Annotated in this window: 14 protein-coding genes; 8 read left to right on the top strand and 6 right to left on the bottom strand. The window is 63.5% G+C overall.

From position 1 onward, the window contains the following. Positions 1 to 49 precede the first annotated feature (49 nt). From AC1DOQ_RS22745 to AC1DOQ_RS22725, 5 genes are all read left to right on the top strand, one after another. Positions 50 to 607, top strand: coding sequence for a DUF2889 domain-containing protein (locus AC1DOQ_RS22745; RefSeq protein WP_477369389.1), 558 nt, complete (start codon positions 50 to 52; stop codon positions 605 to 607). A gap of 71 nt (positions 608 to 678) precedes the next feature. Further along, the gene (gene sucC / locus AC1DOQ_RS22740; RefSeq protein WP_477369387.1) at positions 679 to 1,848 is read left to right on the top strand and encodes an ADP-forming succinate--CoA ligase subunit beta; all 1,170 of its coding nucleotides are present in this window, start codon (positions 679 to 681) and stop codon (positions 1,846 to 1,848) included. Between the two features lie 17 nt (positions 1,849 to 1,865). After that, positions 1,866 to 2,747, top strand: a complete 882-nt coding sequence (gene sucD / locus AC1DOQ_RS22735; RefSeq protein ID WP_052234039.1) for a succinate--CoA ligase subunit alpha — start codon at positions 1,866 to 1,868, stop codon at positions 2,745 to 2,747. Between the two features lie 298 nt (positions 2,748 to 3,045). Next, positions 3,046 to 3,528: a pilin gene (locus AC1DOQ_RS22730; protein WP_477369385.1), complete on the top strand. Its 483-nt coding sequence runs from the start codon at positions 3,046 to 3,048 to the stop codon at positions 3,526 to 3,528. Positions 3,529 to 3,606: 78 nt separating this feature from the next. Continuing rightward, positions 3,607 to 5,073, top strand: coding sequence for an O-antigen ligase family protein (locus AC1DOQ_RS22725; RefSeq protein ID WP_477369383.1), 1,467 nt, complete (start codon positions 3,607 to 3,609; stop codon positions 5,071 to 5,073). 16 nt (positions 5,074 to 5,089) lie between these two features. On the opposite strand, the gene AC1DOQ_RS22720 is transcribed toward AC1DOQ_RS22725, so the two are convergent. The 4 genes from AC1DOQ_RS22720 to AC1DOQ_RS22705 form a co-directional block, all read right to left on the bottom strand. Continuing rightward, positions 5,090 to 5,806, bottom strand: coding sequence for a flagellar brake protein (locus AC1DOQ_RS22720; RefSeq protein WP_477369381.1), 717 nt, complete (start codon positions 5,804 to 5,806; stop codon positions 5,090 to 5,092). Between the two features lie 163 nt (positions 5,807 to 5,969). Next, positions 5,970 to 8,051 (bottom strand): S9 family peptidase, encoded by a 2,082-nt coding sequence (locus tag AC1DOQ_RS22715; RefSeq protein WP_477369379.1) that lies wholly within the window; start codon positions 8,049 to 8,051, stop codon positions 5,970 to 5,972. A 59-nt stretch (positions 8,052 to 8,110) separates the two neighbouring features. Further along, on the bottom strand, positions 8,111 to 8,356 hold the full coding sequence (locus AC1DOQ_RS22710) for a hypothetical protein (protein WP_477369377.1): 246 nt from the start codon (positions 8,354 to 8,356) through the stop codon (positions 8,111 to 8,113). Then, positions 8,353 to 8,805: a rhodanese-like domain-containing protein gene (locus AC1DOQ_RS22705; protein WP_477369375.1), complete on the bottom strand. Its 453-nt coding sequence runs from the start codon at positions 8,803 to 8,805 to the stop codon at positions 8,353 to 8,355. The genes AC1DOQ_RS22710 and AC1DOQ_RS22705 overlap by 4 nt, the downstream gene beginning before the upstream one ends. Positions 8,806 to 8,963: 158 nt before the next feature. Here AC1DOQ_RS22705 and AC1DOQ_RS22700 point away from each other — a divergent pair, with 158 nt between their 5' ends. Together AC1DOQ_RS22700 and AC1DOQ_RS22695 are read left to right on the top strand one after the other, a co-directional pair. After that, positions 8,964 to 10,274 (top strand): cytochrome C, encoded by a 1,311-nt coding sequence (locus AC1DOQ_RS22700; protein WP_477369373.1) that lies wholly within the window; start codon positions 8,964 to 8,966, stop codon positions 10,272 to 10,274. 41 nt (positions 10,275 to 10,315) lie between these two features. Continuing rightward, positions 10,316 to 10,597, top strand: coding sequence for a high-potential iron-sulfur protein (locus AC1DOQ_RS22695; protein ID WP_477369371.1), 282 nt, complete (start codon positions 10,316 to 10,318; stop codon positions 10,595 to 10,597). Between the two features lie 4 nt (positions 10,598 to 10,601). On the opposite strand, the gene moaC is transcribed toward AC1DOQ_RS22695, so the two are convergent. Beyond that, positions 10,602 to 11,093 (bottom strand): cyclic pyranopterin monophosphate synthase MoaC, encoded by a 492-nt coding sequence (gene moaC, locus AC1DOQ_RS22690; RefSeq protein WP_442124282.1) that lies wholly within the window; start codon positions 11,091 to 11,093, stop codon positions 10,602 to 10,604. Between the two features lie 108 nt (positions 11,094 to 11,201). On the opposite strand from moaC, the gene AC1DOQ_RS22685 reads away from it, so the two are divergent. Further along, the gene (locus AC1DOQ_RS22685; RefSeq protein WP_477369369.1) at positions 11,202 to 12,956 is read left to right on the top strand and encodes a M48 family metalloprotease; all 1,755 of its coding nucleotides are present in this window, start codon (positions 11,202 to 11,204) and stop codon (positions 12,954 to 12,956) included. 34 nt (positions 12,957 to 12,990) lie between these two features. On the opposite strand, the gene AC1DOQ_RS22680 is transcribed toward AC1DOQ_RS22685, so the two are convergent. Further along, positions 12,991 to 13,593 (bottom strand): DUF2946 family protein, encoded by a 603-nt coding sequence (locus tag AC1DOQ_RS22680; RefSeq protein ID WP_477369367.1) that lies wholly within the window; start codon positions 13,591 to 13,593, stop codon positions 12,991 to 12,993.

Here is a 13,593-nt window from a genome sequence, read left to right as displayed (position 1 = left end):
AGGCACAACGGCTGCATACTTTTTTCGCCGCATTCCGGCATTGGTGTTTATGCCCCTGTCATCCCCCGCACCGCGTAAGCTAAGGCACACGCGCGCCATCACCGTTGAAGCGTTCGCGCGCGACGATGGGCTGTGGGACCTCGACGCCTGCATCCGCGACATCAAGACCCACGATATCGACCTGCCTTCCGGTCCCCGCCCGGGAGGCCTGCCTGTGCACGACCTGAGGCTGCGCGTGACCATCGACCACGAGATGGTCATCATGGACGCCGAGGCTTCGTCGGATGCCGTACCCTATCCCGGTTATTGCGACACCATCGGTCCCGCCTACAAGAAATTGATTGGCTTGTCGCTGCTGAAACATTTCCGGCTGCACCTGAAAGACCGCCTGTCCGGCGTTCTCGGATGCACCCATTTGACCGAGCTGGCACAGGTCCTGCCCACTGCGGCAATCCAGGCCTTTGCCGACGACGCCATGGAAAACCGCGAGGCCGCGCAATCGGCCGAGCGTCCTTATGAACTCGATCGCTGCCATGCGCTGCGCACCGACGGTCCCGCCGTCGCCAAGTACTACCCGCGCTGGGCCTTGAAGGTGGTGTCGGGGTAGTATTCCGGTTTTTGTAGCCTCTATTTATTCAACCGCATTTCTAAATCAGTAACAGAAGAAGGGAAGCCAGCATGAAAATCCATGAGTATCAGGGCAAAGAGATCCTCCGAAAATTCGGAGTGACCGTTCCGCGCGGCATTCCGTGCATGTCGGTGGACGAAGCCGTCAAGGCAGCTGAAGAGCTGGGCGGCCCGGTCTGGGTAGTCAAGGCGCAGATCCATGCTGGCGGCCGCGGCAAGGGCGGCGGCGTCAAGGTCGCCAAGTCGATCGAGCAAGTTCGCGAATACGCGAACCAGATCATGGGCATGCAGCTGGTGACGCACCAGACCGGCCCGGAAGGCCAAAAAGTCCGCCGCCTGCTGATCGAAGAAGGCGCCGACATCAAGCAGGAACTGTACGTCTCGCTGGTCACCGACCGCGTCACCCAGAAGATCGTCCTGATGGCCTCGTCGGAAGGCGGCATGGACATCGAAGAAGTCGCGCACAGCAACCCGGAAAAGATCCACAACGTCGTGATCGAGCCGTCGGTCGGCCTGACCGACGCGCAGGCTGACGACGTCGCCCGCAAGATCGGCGTGCCGGAAGGCTCGATCGCCGCAGCCCGCGTCAACCTGCAAGGCCTGTACAAAGCCTACTGGGAAACCGACTGCTCGCTGGCCGAAATCAACCCGATGATCGTGACCGGCGACGGTAAAGTCATCGCGCTGGACGCCAAGTTCAACTTCGACCCGAACGCCCTGTTCCGCCACCCGGAAATCGTCGCCTACCGCGACCTGGACGAAGAAGATCCGGCCGAAGTCGAAGCCTCGAAATTCGACCTGGCTTACATCTCGCTGGACGGCAACATCGGCTGCCTGGTGAACGGCGCCGGCCTGGCCATGGCCACCATGGACACCATCAAGCTGTTCGGCGGCGAGCCGGCCAACTTCCTGGACGTGGGCGGCGGTGCGACGGCTGAGAAAGTCACCGAAGCATTCAAGATCATGCTGAAGAACCCGGGCCTGAAAGCCATCCTGGTCAACATCTTCGGCGGGATCATGCGCTGCGACGTGATCGCCGAAGGCGTGATCACCGCATCGAAAGCCGTCTCGCTGAAAGTGCCGCTGGTGGTCCGCATGAAGGGCACCAACGAAGACCTGGGCAAGAAGATGCTGGCCGACTCCGGCCTGCCGATCATCTCGGCCGATACCATGGAAGACGCAGCGAAGCAGGTCGTTGCCGCCGCTGCTGGCCAAGCCTAATTCGCAAAGGAAATAACATGTCGATTCTGATTAACAAAGACACCAAAGTCATCACCCAAGGTATCACCGGCAAGACCGGCCAGTTCCACACCCGCATGTGCCGCGACTACGCGAACGGCCGTGAAGCCTTCGTCGCCGGTGTGAACCCGAAGAAAGCTGGTGAAGACTTCGAGGGCATCCCCATCTTCGCAAGCGTCAAGGAAGCCAAGCAGAACACCGGCGCCAACGTGTCCGTGATCTACGTGCCGCCGGCAGGCGCCGCCGCCGCGATCTGGGAAGCCGTCGAAGCCGAGCTGGACCTGGCAATCTGCATCACCGAAGGCATCCCGGTCCGCGACATGATGGAAGTCAAAGATCGCATGGCCAAGGCCGGTTCGAAGACCCTGCTGCTGGGCCCGAACTGCCCGGGTCTGATCACCCCGGACGAAATCAAGATCGGCATCATGCCGGGTCACATCCACAAGAAGGGCCGCATCGGCGTCGTTTCGCGTTCGGGCACCCTGACCTATGAAGCAGTCGGTCAGCTGACCGCACTGGGCCTGGGCCAGTCGTCGGCAGTCGGCATCGGCGGCGACCCGATCAACGGTCTGAAGCACATCGACGTCATGAAGATGTTCAACGACGATCCGGATACCGATGCAGTCATCATGATCGGCGAGATCGGCGGCCCGGACGAGGCGAACGCTGCTTACTGGATCAAGGACAACATGAAGAAGCCGGTCGTCGGTTTCATCGCCGGTGTTACCGCTCCTCCGGGCAAGCGCATGGGCCACGCCGGCGCGCTGATCTCGGGCGGCGCCGACACCGCGCAAGCCAAGCTGGAAATCATGGAAGCCTGCGGTATCAAGGTCACCAAGAACCCGTCGGAAATGGCTCGCCTGCTGAAGGCCATGCTGTAATCTGCCAGTTCAGACAGTAGGAACGGAAACGGGGAGCTTCGGCTCCCCGTTTTTTGTTGGTACATGACAATTTTTGGCAGGGCAGACGATTTTGGCCCCTCCAATTGACAAAAATTGTCATGCATAACGGCTGAATCGACAAAAATTGCCGCTCGCCGGCCATTTTGTTGATTCCGAAATAACGATTCCGTATGGAAACGACCTGGCACGGCAGTTGCATATAGTAAAGGGCAGAAGCAAGCAGCACCCCGGACAAGCAGCACCCCTTTAAATGTCGTACCAAAACTGGAGAGATACCATGAAAGCACCGAAAATGATGAAGAAAGCCGAAGGCGGCTTTACCCTGATCGAACTGATGATCGTCGTGGCGATCATCGGTATCCTGGCAGCCGTCGCAATCCCGGCTTACAGCGACTACACCGCCAAGGCCAAGGCTGCGAACGCGCTGTCGGCTGTTGACCCGTACAAGACCGCCGTCGCGATGTGCGCACAGGAAGCTGGCGACACCACCAACTGCAACACCGGTTTCCCGACCTTTACCGCAACCAAGGAAGTCAAGTCGATCGGCGTCGCCAACGCTGGCGTGATCACCATGACCCTGGATAACATCGGTAAAGGCACCGAAGATGGCACCAAGACTGTCACCTTCACCCCGCACTTGAACGCAACCAACGTGACCTGGACCATCGATGCATCGTCGCTGGCAACGGCCAACCCGACCCTGAAGACCGCTTTCGAGAAGAACTCGATCGCCGCCGCTGCCTCTGCCTCGGGTACCTAATCCCTACCAGTGGTAAAGAAGCCGCCTACGGGCGGCTTTTTCATTTCCGCCTCCGAAACCGCCCAAGCCAGAGGTCTCATGTTCATCCCTGCACGCCCCGCCGTCGGTTTTTCCATGACCGCAATAAAGCCGAACGGCACCATCCAGGCGCTGCTCGTCATCGCCGCCATGGCCGCCGGTTTCCTGTGGTCGTCGGGACATGACGACCAGCGTTGCGTCGAACTGGGACTGCTGGCGCTGCTGGTCCCCTTCATCGTCATGCGGCGCGATGCCGCGGACACCATCGCCGGCATGAACCCGGCTGCCCGCCTGTGCCTGGGCGCCTTCTTTGCCATCGGCGCCATATCGAGCCTGAACGCCTGGTCGCCGGCGCATGCCGTCTATGAATGGTCGATGCTGCTGCTCCTGCTGCTGGCCGCGGCCTCGCTCGCGGCCGGGCTCAGCCGAGCAGGAGGCAGCGGGCTGCTGGTAGTCCTGCAGTGCGCAGGGATTGCCGGCGCCCTGTACTCCCTGCGTGTGCTGCTGCTGTACGCCGCCTCGCTCTCCGCCGGTCACCAGATCGACATGCACGGACTCAGTGTCGGTTTCAGTAATATGCGCTTCTTCAATCATGTGCAGACCGTCCTGCTGCCGCTGATCGTGCTGATCCACCTGCAGACGCCGAAACGAAGCGTCTTGCGCTGGGCATGGTTTGCGCTTGCCGCATTCTGGTGGGCGCTGCTGTTCGTCAGCGAAGCACGGGCCAGCATCCTGGCGCTGGGCGCCGGCTGCGTGATGGCGCTCATGGCGCGCCGTGCCCATGCCCGCAGCTTCCTGAAGGCGATGGCGCTGGCTGCGCTGGCCGGTGGCATCGTCTATGTGCTGGGCTTTATCCTGCTGCCGATGCTGGCCGGATTGAAGCCGTTCAATGCGGCAGCCAACCTCATGCACCGCACGGCGACCGATCCGACCTCGGGTCGCAATCAGCTTTGGCAGCTGGCCGGTGAGCTGATCGCCGCCCATCCCTGGCTTGGCGCCGGCCCGCAGCACTTCGCCCACTATGGCGTGGGACTAAGCTTTGGTGCTCATCCCCACAACTTCGTTTTCCAGATCGGCGCCGAATGGGGTGTACCTGCCTTGCTATGCCTGCTCGCCGGGATCGGGATCGGCATGTGGGGACTGATCCGCGCGGGTAAGCGCATCGTCAGTTCCGACCTCCCGAACCAGCAGACCCTCGCCGTCCTGCTGACGACCGGAGCGGCAATTATTGTGGATGGTCTTTTTTCCGGCGTAATCGTCATGCCTCAAAGCCAAATGGCGATCGTGCTATACCTCGGGTACGCGAGCGGATGGGTCAGGGCCTTGTCGCATGAAGCTGCTCCTCGCAGCTCGACGCGGCTTCACTGGCTGACTGCCTGCCTGGCGGTTGCGGCAATTTGCGGGCTGGTTGCCGCGGTCGTGCCCAACCTTGCCGGGCACGTTCTTGAGGAGTCCCTGACGCCTGCGGAGCTGGCCGCCAACCCCAAGTTATACTATCCACGCCTCTGGAAAGCCGGCTTTTTCTGAGCGGCGGCGGCAGAGATCAGACGATCTTCTGCCGGTCCGCCAGCAGCACCTCATAGGTCAGGTTCTGCAGCATGGTGAAGTGCATCGGATCCAGCTTCAGGAATTCCACGCCGTAGGCGAAGATCTCCGTTTCGTCCGAATCGCGGCGCAGCGCGCTGACGTTGCGCACCGCCGCCCGCGTCCTCACCCGGACTTCCTTTTCATCCATCGGCGAGGTCAGGCCGAATTCCAGTTCGATCTCGCCGCCGTCTTCCGGCAGGCTGCAGTTCGACTCGATGCGTGCGCCGTTGACGCTGATGTTGGTGAGCGTGCAGCCGACCGGAGGCGCATCCGCTTGCGCGGGCAGCACCTGGGCCGGAATGTCGACCTTGACCCGCATCGCCGTGCGCAGGCTGGTGCCCTGGATCGTGTCGGGAAAGGACAGGTGGACGTAGAGCAGGGGACGGTCGAAGACGCGCGCGACCGTGCAGGCGAAGGAACACACGTTCACGCCCGAGAACACGCGGATGGTGATCCGCTCGCCTTCCACCAGCCCGACCGGGACGCCGTTTTCCAGCGGAATCTTGACGATCAGGTACTCGTCCATCATCCAGCCGATGAGCGTGGAGAAATACTGCATCGGCTTGATGCGGCGGTAGGTGATGAATTGAAGCCGGACGCCGACCTGCAGGTTCAAGGCCTCGAATCCGAACTCCTGGGGCTTGAGTTCGCGCTCTGTCTGCATAATGCTCATCGTCGGTTTTCCATGGTTCTGGCTCGCACATCCGACAACCACAAGAAAACATTCAGGAGCGTCGGTAAGTTACCATAATAACACTATGTCATTCCCTTCGCATGGCAAAAGAAAGAAAATGCCCGCGCGAAGGCGGGCATGTGGTCAAAGAGCGACTACAGGATCAGGGCTTGATGTGCTGGTCCAGCCAGTTGATGACCGTGTGGTGCCACAGCAGCGAGTTGGCCGGCTTCAGCACCCAGTGGTTTTCGTCCGGGAATACCAGCAGCTTGCTTTCGATGCCGCGGCGCTGCAGGGCCGTGAAGGTCGACAGGCCCTGGGCGGTCGGGATGCGGAAGTCCTTGTCGCCTTGTACCACCAGCATCGGGGTCTTCCACTTGTTCACGTGCAGGACCGGGTTGAAGCGCTCGTGCTTTTCCGGCACCGCGAAGTAGGGGCCGCCGTTTTCCCAGTCGGTGAACCACTGCTCTTCGGTCGAGTAGGCCATGCCGCGGGTGTCGAACACGCCGTCGTGGTTGACGATGCACTTGAAGCCGTCCGACCAGTTACCTTCGATCCAGTTCATCATGTAGCCACCGTAGGATGCGCCCAGCGCGCAGGCTTTCGAGCGGTCCAGCCACGGATATTTGCTTACCGCCGCCGCCAGGCCCTTCTTCAGGTCCTCGAGCGGCTTGCCGCCCCAGTCGCCGCTGATGGCGTCGGTGAACTTCTGGCCGTAGCCGGTCGAACCGTGGAAGTCGATGAATACCGCAGCATAGCCGGCGCCGGCATACACCTGCGGGTTCCAGCGGTAGCTCCAGCCATTGCCGAAGCTGCCCTGCGGGCCGCCGTGCACCAGGAAGGCGATCGGGTATTTCTTGCCTGGCTCATAGTTCCAGGGCTTCATGACGTAGCCATGGACGGTGTCGCCGTTCGCGCCCTTGAACGAGAACTGCTCGTACTCGCCCCAGCGCACGTCGCCCAGCTTGTCGGTGTTCAGGTCGGTCAGCTTGACCGGATTGTCGGTGCCCAGTTTCATGGCGTAGAGCTGGGCGCCCGATGCCAGGCTGGCCTGGGTGAAGGCGACGGTGTCGCCGCGCACGTCGAAGCCGCCGATCGAGCCCTTGCTGGTCAGCGGCGTGACCTTGCCGCTGGCGACGTCGATCGAGAACAGCTTGTGCTGGCCGATGTCTTCGGCGTCCGCGATCAGGGCCTTGCCGTCGCGCGTCCACTGGATGCTGCCCGGCGAGCGGTCCCAGCTCTCGGCGATGTTGCGTTTCTTGCCGCTGGCCAGGTCGAGCAGGACGATGTGGTAGCGGTCGGCTTCGAAGCCCGGACGCGTCATCGACAGGTAGGCGAGGGTGCGGCCGTCCGGCGAGAACACGCCCTTGGTATCCCAGGCCTTGTTATCCGCGGTCAGGTTCTTCGGCTGCCCGCCGGTGGCCGGCACCGAATACAGGTCGAAGTTGGTCGACCAGGCTTCGGTCTTGCCGGCGATGCGTACCGAGAACACGATGGTCTTGCCGTCCGGGCTGAAGTGGAATTCCTCGCGGTCGCCGAAGGGCTTCGAGGGCACGTCGCCGTCCAGCGAGCCGGACAGGCTGACCGGGGCGCCGTTCACGCGGCCGCCGGCGTCCAGCGGCGCCGAGTACAGCACGGCGTTGCGGCCGTCGGCCCAAGTGTCCCAATGGCGCACGAACAGGCGGTCGTAGACCATGCCGGTGGCCTTGTCCTTTTCCTTGGCGTCGGCCTTGGCCTTGGTGCAGGCCAGGTCCGGGCAGTCGCGGAACACCGACATGCTGACCGCGATGCGGTCGCCCGTCGGCGAGACGCGGTAGGCATCGACATCGACCGGCATGTCGGTCACCTTGACCGCATCGCCGCCTTCCGGCGCGATGCGCCAGACCTGGGACGAGCCCGAACGGGCGGACAGGAAATAGATCGCATCACCGGCGTCCGACCATTCCGGATCGGTGCTGCTGGCGGCATCCGAGGTCAGGCGCCGTGGCTTCGCGTCCGCGGCGCGCAGGTCGACCAGGTACAGGTCGGTATGGCCCTTGTTCTTCGCCATGTCGGTGCTGCGCACCGTGTAGACGATGCGGCTGCCGTCGGGCGACACCGCCGGCGTGCCGACGCGCTCCATCGTCACCAGGTCCTCGACCGTGAAACCGCGCGGCGCGGCCACGGCGGCGGGTGCCATGGTGACGGCGGCCGTGGCGAAGGTCGCGGCAACCGCGGCTGCCAGCGCAAGCAAACGTACTTTCATCCTGTCCTCGTGCTTCTGTGAAAAGAAGCAATTTAACATGTGGAAAGGATGATGGGGAATCAGTCATCCGGAAGATCGGGACCGTGCGAGCCGGACAGGTAATCGCCGTCGCCCAGGAAATGGAGGTCGTCCAGAGGATCGTCGATTTTCCGCTGTCGCTTGGCGAGGTAGACCAGCAGGAGGCCGATGATGAGCAGCGCCCCACCGTACAGCAGGGCAGGTTGACCGAGCACGGCCCGGCCCAGGGCTACGAGGAGCAGGCCGGCGGCGGCGAGGGCGATGCCGATGGCGTCTTTGACGCTCATGTCGCAACCTGAATACCGTTCAGGGTGTAAGTGCAGCAGGTGCAGGTAACGGGTACGTCCGCGGGACCAAGCTTCGGATTCACCTGACGCAGGATATCGTTTTCATCGACGAACAGTCCGTTGTAATAGCTGCTTTCGCCGATGCGCACCAGTTCCCGCCGTTCTTCTTCACTGCGAGCGACAAGCCAGAAGATCGGCTCTTCGCGATCGAGCCGGGAGCACGCTTCGCTGTGGACGTCCGCCCAGTCCTGGCCAACCTTCGACAACAGAAAACGGAACAGCGGCGTGTAATCGAGGCCGCGCTGCTTCTTGCCGTGCATCGAAGCGCGGGTAATGTCCCGGTCCTTGGCCTGCTTGCTGTTGCGCTCATGGCGGAAGTCGCCGCCGATGCCGTGGTGAACGCCGCGGGCGAGGGTGTTGACCTTGCGGTAAAGAGGGGCTTTGCGCATCCAGTCCTCCGGGGTGTGCATATCATACCTGCCAACTCCCGACGGCAGTCATGAATCGACGGGATGAACCCCGCTGCCCGCTGGTGGGATTAACCGACACCTCCTGCACCTGCACATGACAGGCGCAGGGTTCGAGTCAATCCAGCGAGGGCATGGTCATGACAACTTCCATCAAGATTCCGTGGCGTGCGGTGCTTGCCGGCGTGCTGCTGGCATGCGGCGCGATGCCGGCCCAGGCGGTTCCCAGCTTTGCGCGCCAGACCGGCCTGGACTGCTTTACCTGCCACTTCAGCTGGCCCGAACTCACGCCCACCGGCAGGCAGTTCAAGCTGAACGGCTACACCCTGGGCAAAAAGCTGACCCTGCCGGTGGCCGGCATGCTCCAGGTGGGCTACTCGAGCACGAACAAGGCCGGCGCCGACTTCAGGCAGAACTTTCCGATGGACCGCGATGTCGTGCTGCAGCAGGTCAGCCTCTTCTTCAACGGCAAGCTCAGCGACCATGTCGGCATCTTTTCGCAGGCGACCTACGATGGTGTCGAGCACCGTGCCAGCATCGACAACGTCGACCTGCGCTACGCGAACCACCTCAACCTGGGCAAGGACGACCTGCTCTACGGTTTCACCCTGCACAACAATCCGCAGGTGCAGGACGTCTACAACACGACCAGCACCTGGGGCTTCCCGTATGCCTCGTCGCCGACGGCGAACGTGCCCGCCGCCGCGCCCCTGATCGAGAACCTGGGGCAGCAGGTGGCCGGCGGCGGCGTCTATGCCCTGTGGCGGAACACGCTGTATGCGGAAGTCACGGCCTACCGCACCAGCAACCATCTGTTCTCGCCGCTGAGGCTGGGCATCGACAAGGCCGGCGCGGCAGCCCTCGACGGCTACAACCCCTACTGGCGGCTGGCGCTGCAGCATGAATGGGAGGGCGGCAAGCAGTCGGCGATGATCGGCACCTATGGCCTGGTCGCCAAGGTCTTCCCCGACAACAATGTGCTGACGGGGCCGACCGATCACTTCCGCGACATCGGCGTCGATGGGCAATACCAGTACATCACGGACCGGCACCGGATTTCGGCGCAGTTCGACTACACGCGCGAATGGCAGACCTGGAACCCCAACGCGCCGGCCAGCAACCACGAGGACAGGCTGGACTCGTTCCGGGCCAAGGCGAGCTATTACTACGACAAGAAATACGGCATCAATGTGGGCCGCTTCAATATCCACGGCACGGCCGATAACGGGCTCTACAACACGGGCGAGGCGGTCACCGGCAGCGGCAACGGCAGTCCCAACAGTTCCGGCACCATCCTGGAATTCAATTACCTGCCGCGGCGGGACATCCGCCTGATGCTCCAGTTTACGCACTACGACAAGTTCAACGGCGCCAGGACGAACTATGACGGCTTCGGCCGCAAGGCATCCGACAACGACACCGTCTATCTGCTGGGATGGTTCATGTTCTAACCCTTGTTCTGAATCACCGCTTTCCTCGAGAGGAGTCGATCATGGATGAATATCAGTTGGCACGCCGCCGCGTGCTGGGGACGATGGCGTCCGCGCTGCCGGTATTGCTGGTGCTGCCGCTGGCCGGCGGGAGTGCGGCGGCGCGCGCAGGCAGCGCGCGCAAAGAGGACTTTCACTACCAGGACCGGCCGAACGAGGGCAAGCACTGCGCGAACTGCACGGCCTTCGTTCCGCCGGCGTCCGGCCAGGCCCTCGGGACCTGCAATATCGTCGCCGGGCCGATCAGCCCGGATGGCTGGTGCATGGCGTTTTCGCCGAAGTAGGCGCTTACACTGCCGCGGTCCAGTCGCCCGACTTGCCGCCATGCTTTTCCAGCACCCGCACATTGGTCATCACCATCCCGCGATCGGCCGCCTTGCACATGTCATAGATGGTCAGCAGGCCGACCTGCACGGCGGTCAGCGCTTCCATCTCGACCCCGGTCTTGCCGACGGTCTCGACCTGGGCGCGGCAGTGGACGGCATTCGCAGCGGCGTCCACCTCGAAATCCACCGCCACCCGCGTGATGGCCAGCGGGTGGCACAGCGGCACCAGGTCGCTGGTCCGCTTCGCCCCCATGATCGCCGCGATGCGCGCAATCCCCAGCACGTCGCCCTTTTTCGCGGAACCGGAGCGGATCAGCTCCAGGGTCTCCGGCTTCATGCGGATGGTGCCGGCGGCCACGGCGATGCGGTGGGTTTCCTGCTTGGCGCCGACGTCGACCATGTGGGCCTGGCCGGTGGCGTCGAAGTGGGTCAGAGGCGAATCCTGGGTGGACATATTGTTGTAATCGAGTATTAAGAGAACGTTAACCGGAATGCAGCCCGGCAGTGACAATGGGCCGGAAGCGCGTATCATAGCACCGTGAAATCGACCCCGAATCCAGCGATGTTGCAGCTTTCATCCTCAGGAAAACAAGGCCTGCGCTGGCGCTCGCTCGTGAGCGCCGTTTGCCTCGGCGCCACCGCCACCCTTGCGCTGGCGGCGCCGACCGCGCCGGCCACGCCCGTCCTGCGCACCCCGGACGCCACCCTGCCGACGCTCGGCGATGCCGCGCGCGCCGACCTGTCTCCCGTCATCGAGCGCAAGCTCGGCGAGGAGATCATGAACGACATCCGGCGCGACCGCGACTACCTCGATGACGATGCCATTGTCGAGTACCTGAACAATTTCGGCGAGAACCTGGTCACTTACGCGCCGGGTGCGCGCGGTGAGACGAATGCCGATTTCTTCTTCTTCGCCGTGCGCGATCCGATGATCAACGCCTTCGCGCTGCCCGGCGGCTTCATCGGCGTGCACTCGCAGCTCCTGATCGCGGCGCAGAACGAGTCCGAGCTGGCCTCGGTGCTGTCGCACGAGATCGGCCACGTGCAGCAGCGCCACATCGCGCGCATGCTGGGGCAGCAGAAGCAGGATGCGCTGCTGCCGCTGGCGGCGCTGATCCTGGCGGCGCTGGTCGGCAAGGCCGGCGGCGGTGCGGATGCGGCGATGGGCGTGGTGATGGGCGGGCAGGGCCTGGCCATCCAGCGCCAGCTGAATTTCAGCCGCGACGCCGAGCGCGAGGCCGACCGTGTCGGCTTCCAGACCATGCGCGCGGCCGGTTACGATACCTCCGGCATGGTGTCCTTCTTCAAGCGCCTGCAGGGCACGACCCGCCTGTACGGCGAGGCGCCGGCCTGGCTGTCCAGCCACCCGCTGACCGGCGAGCGCATCGCCGACATCCAGAACCGGATCCGCGAAGCGCCCAAGCCCGGCCGCATCCGCCCGGATTCCATCGAATTCCACCTGGTGCGCGCCCGCGCCCGCGTGCTGCAGGATCCGAGCGCCAAGGGCTATGAAGACAGCAAGGGAGCGTTCGAAACCCAGCTCGGGCAGGACAACACCCAGCAGCAGACCGCCGCCATGTACGGCCTGTCCTTCCTCGCGCTCAAGCAGGGCGACCTGAAGCTGGCGCAGAGCTGGCTCGACAAGGCGAAGGGCTCGATGAAGCCGCGCCCGGGGGTGCTGTCCGCCGAGCGCACCAGCTCGGACGGCGCCGCCATGTTCGCCAGCCTCGGCACCGAGATCAAGCTGGCGCCGGGCCAGCCGCCGGAAGTGCTGGCGCAGGCGGTGCAGGACGCCGAGCAGGCGCACCAGAAGTTCCCGCTGTCGCGCATGCTGGCGCGCCAGTACGCGGACGCGATGATCGCTTCCGGCAAGCTGGACCAGGCGGCGACTTTCCTCCGCGACCAGGTCCAGCAGTACCGCGAAGAGCCCAAGCTCTACGACCAGCTGGCCAAGACCTATGCGGCTCAGGGCAAGATCGCGCTGCAGCACATGGCGCTGGCCGAATCCTATGTCTTGACCGGCGCGGTGCCGGCCGCGGTCGACCAGCTGAACATGGCGCGCAAGGCCCAGGACGTGTCCTTCTACGACCAGGCCGTGATCGACGCCCGCGAGCGCGAACTGCAGCAGCGCCAGAAGGACGAGAAGAAGGAAAAGAAAGACCGCGATAACCTGGCGGAGGGCAAGCCGGCCTTCAGGATCGAGAGCAGCTCGGGCAGCGCGCCCGGCTTCGGCAACGATACCCGCTCCGGCTTCGGCGAGGACATCGGCTCGATGAGCACGCTCGAACGCAAGCTGCAGCAGCGCCGCAGCCAATGAAATAATCTTTCATTTTGCGTCTAAAAATGAAAGATTATTTCTGAGCGTTTAACAGGTCAGGACGCTGCACGAAACCGAATCGGTGCGCCGCCTCTTCCAGCGCCAGCCGTTCCACCGCGATCTCGCGGCCCTGCCAGCGCAGGGCCAGCCGGCCCGGGCCGCCTTCGAGCCAGGCCATCAATCCCTCGTCCGCCACCGGCTTGCCGTCCAGTTCCATCGCCTGCAGCAGCTGGGCCACGTCGCGGTCGTCGAGCTGGGCCAGCTGTTCGCCGGCACGCAAGGCGATGCCGCCGGTCTCGAACATGAAGGCCTGTTCCGGCACCGCCATCGCCTGGCCGGTGTGCAGGACCAGGCCCTGGGCCGGATCGGTGCGGGCGATGAAGGGCGTGGCTTCCAGGTTCACATAGACCCGCTGCGGGCCGTTCTGGAAATACCAGCAGCCGCGCTCGTCATGCAGGTAGTTGCGGTTGATGAAGCCGACCAGGGCGGCATTGGTGAGTTTATCGCCCGGCGCTTCGGCGCGCTGGGCGGTTTCGTCGCGCATGCGCCAGACGCCGCGCGCATCGAGTGCCAGCCAGCCATAGCAATGCGGCACGTTCGGCCACTTGGCCATTGCCTGTTTTACGATGTCGTCCAT

Source organism: Massilia sp. 01N417 (assembly GCF_056399645.1).
This window is presented reverse-complemented; position numbering and strand designations above follow the sequence as displayed.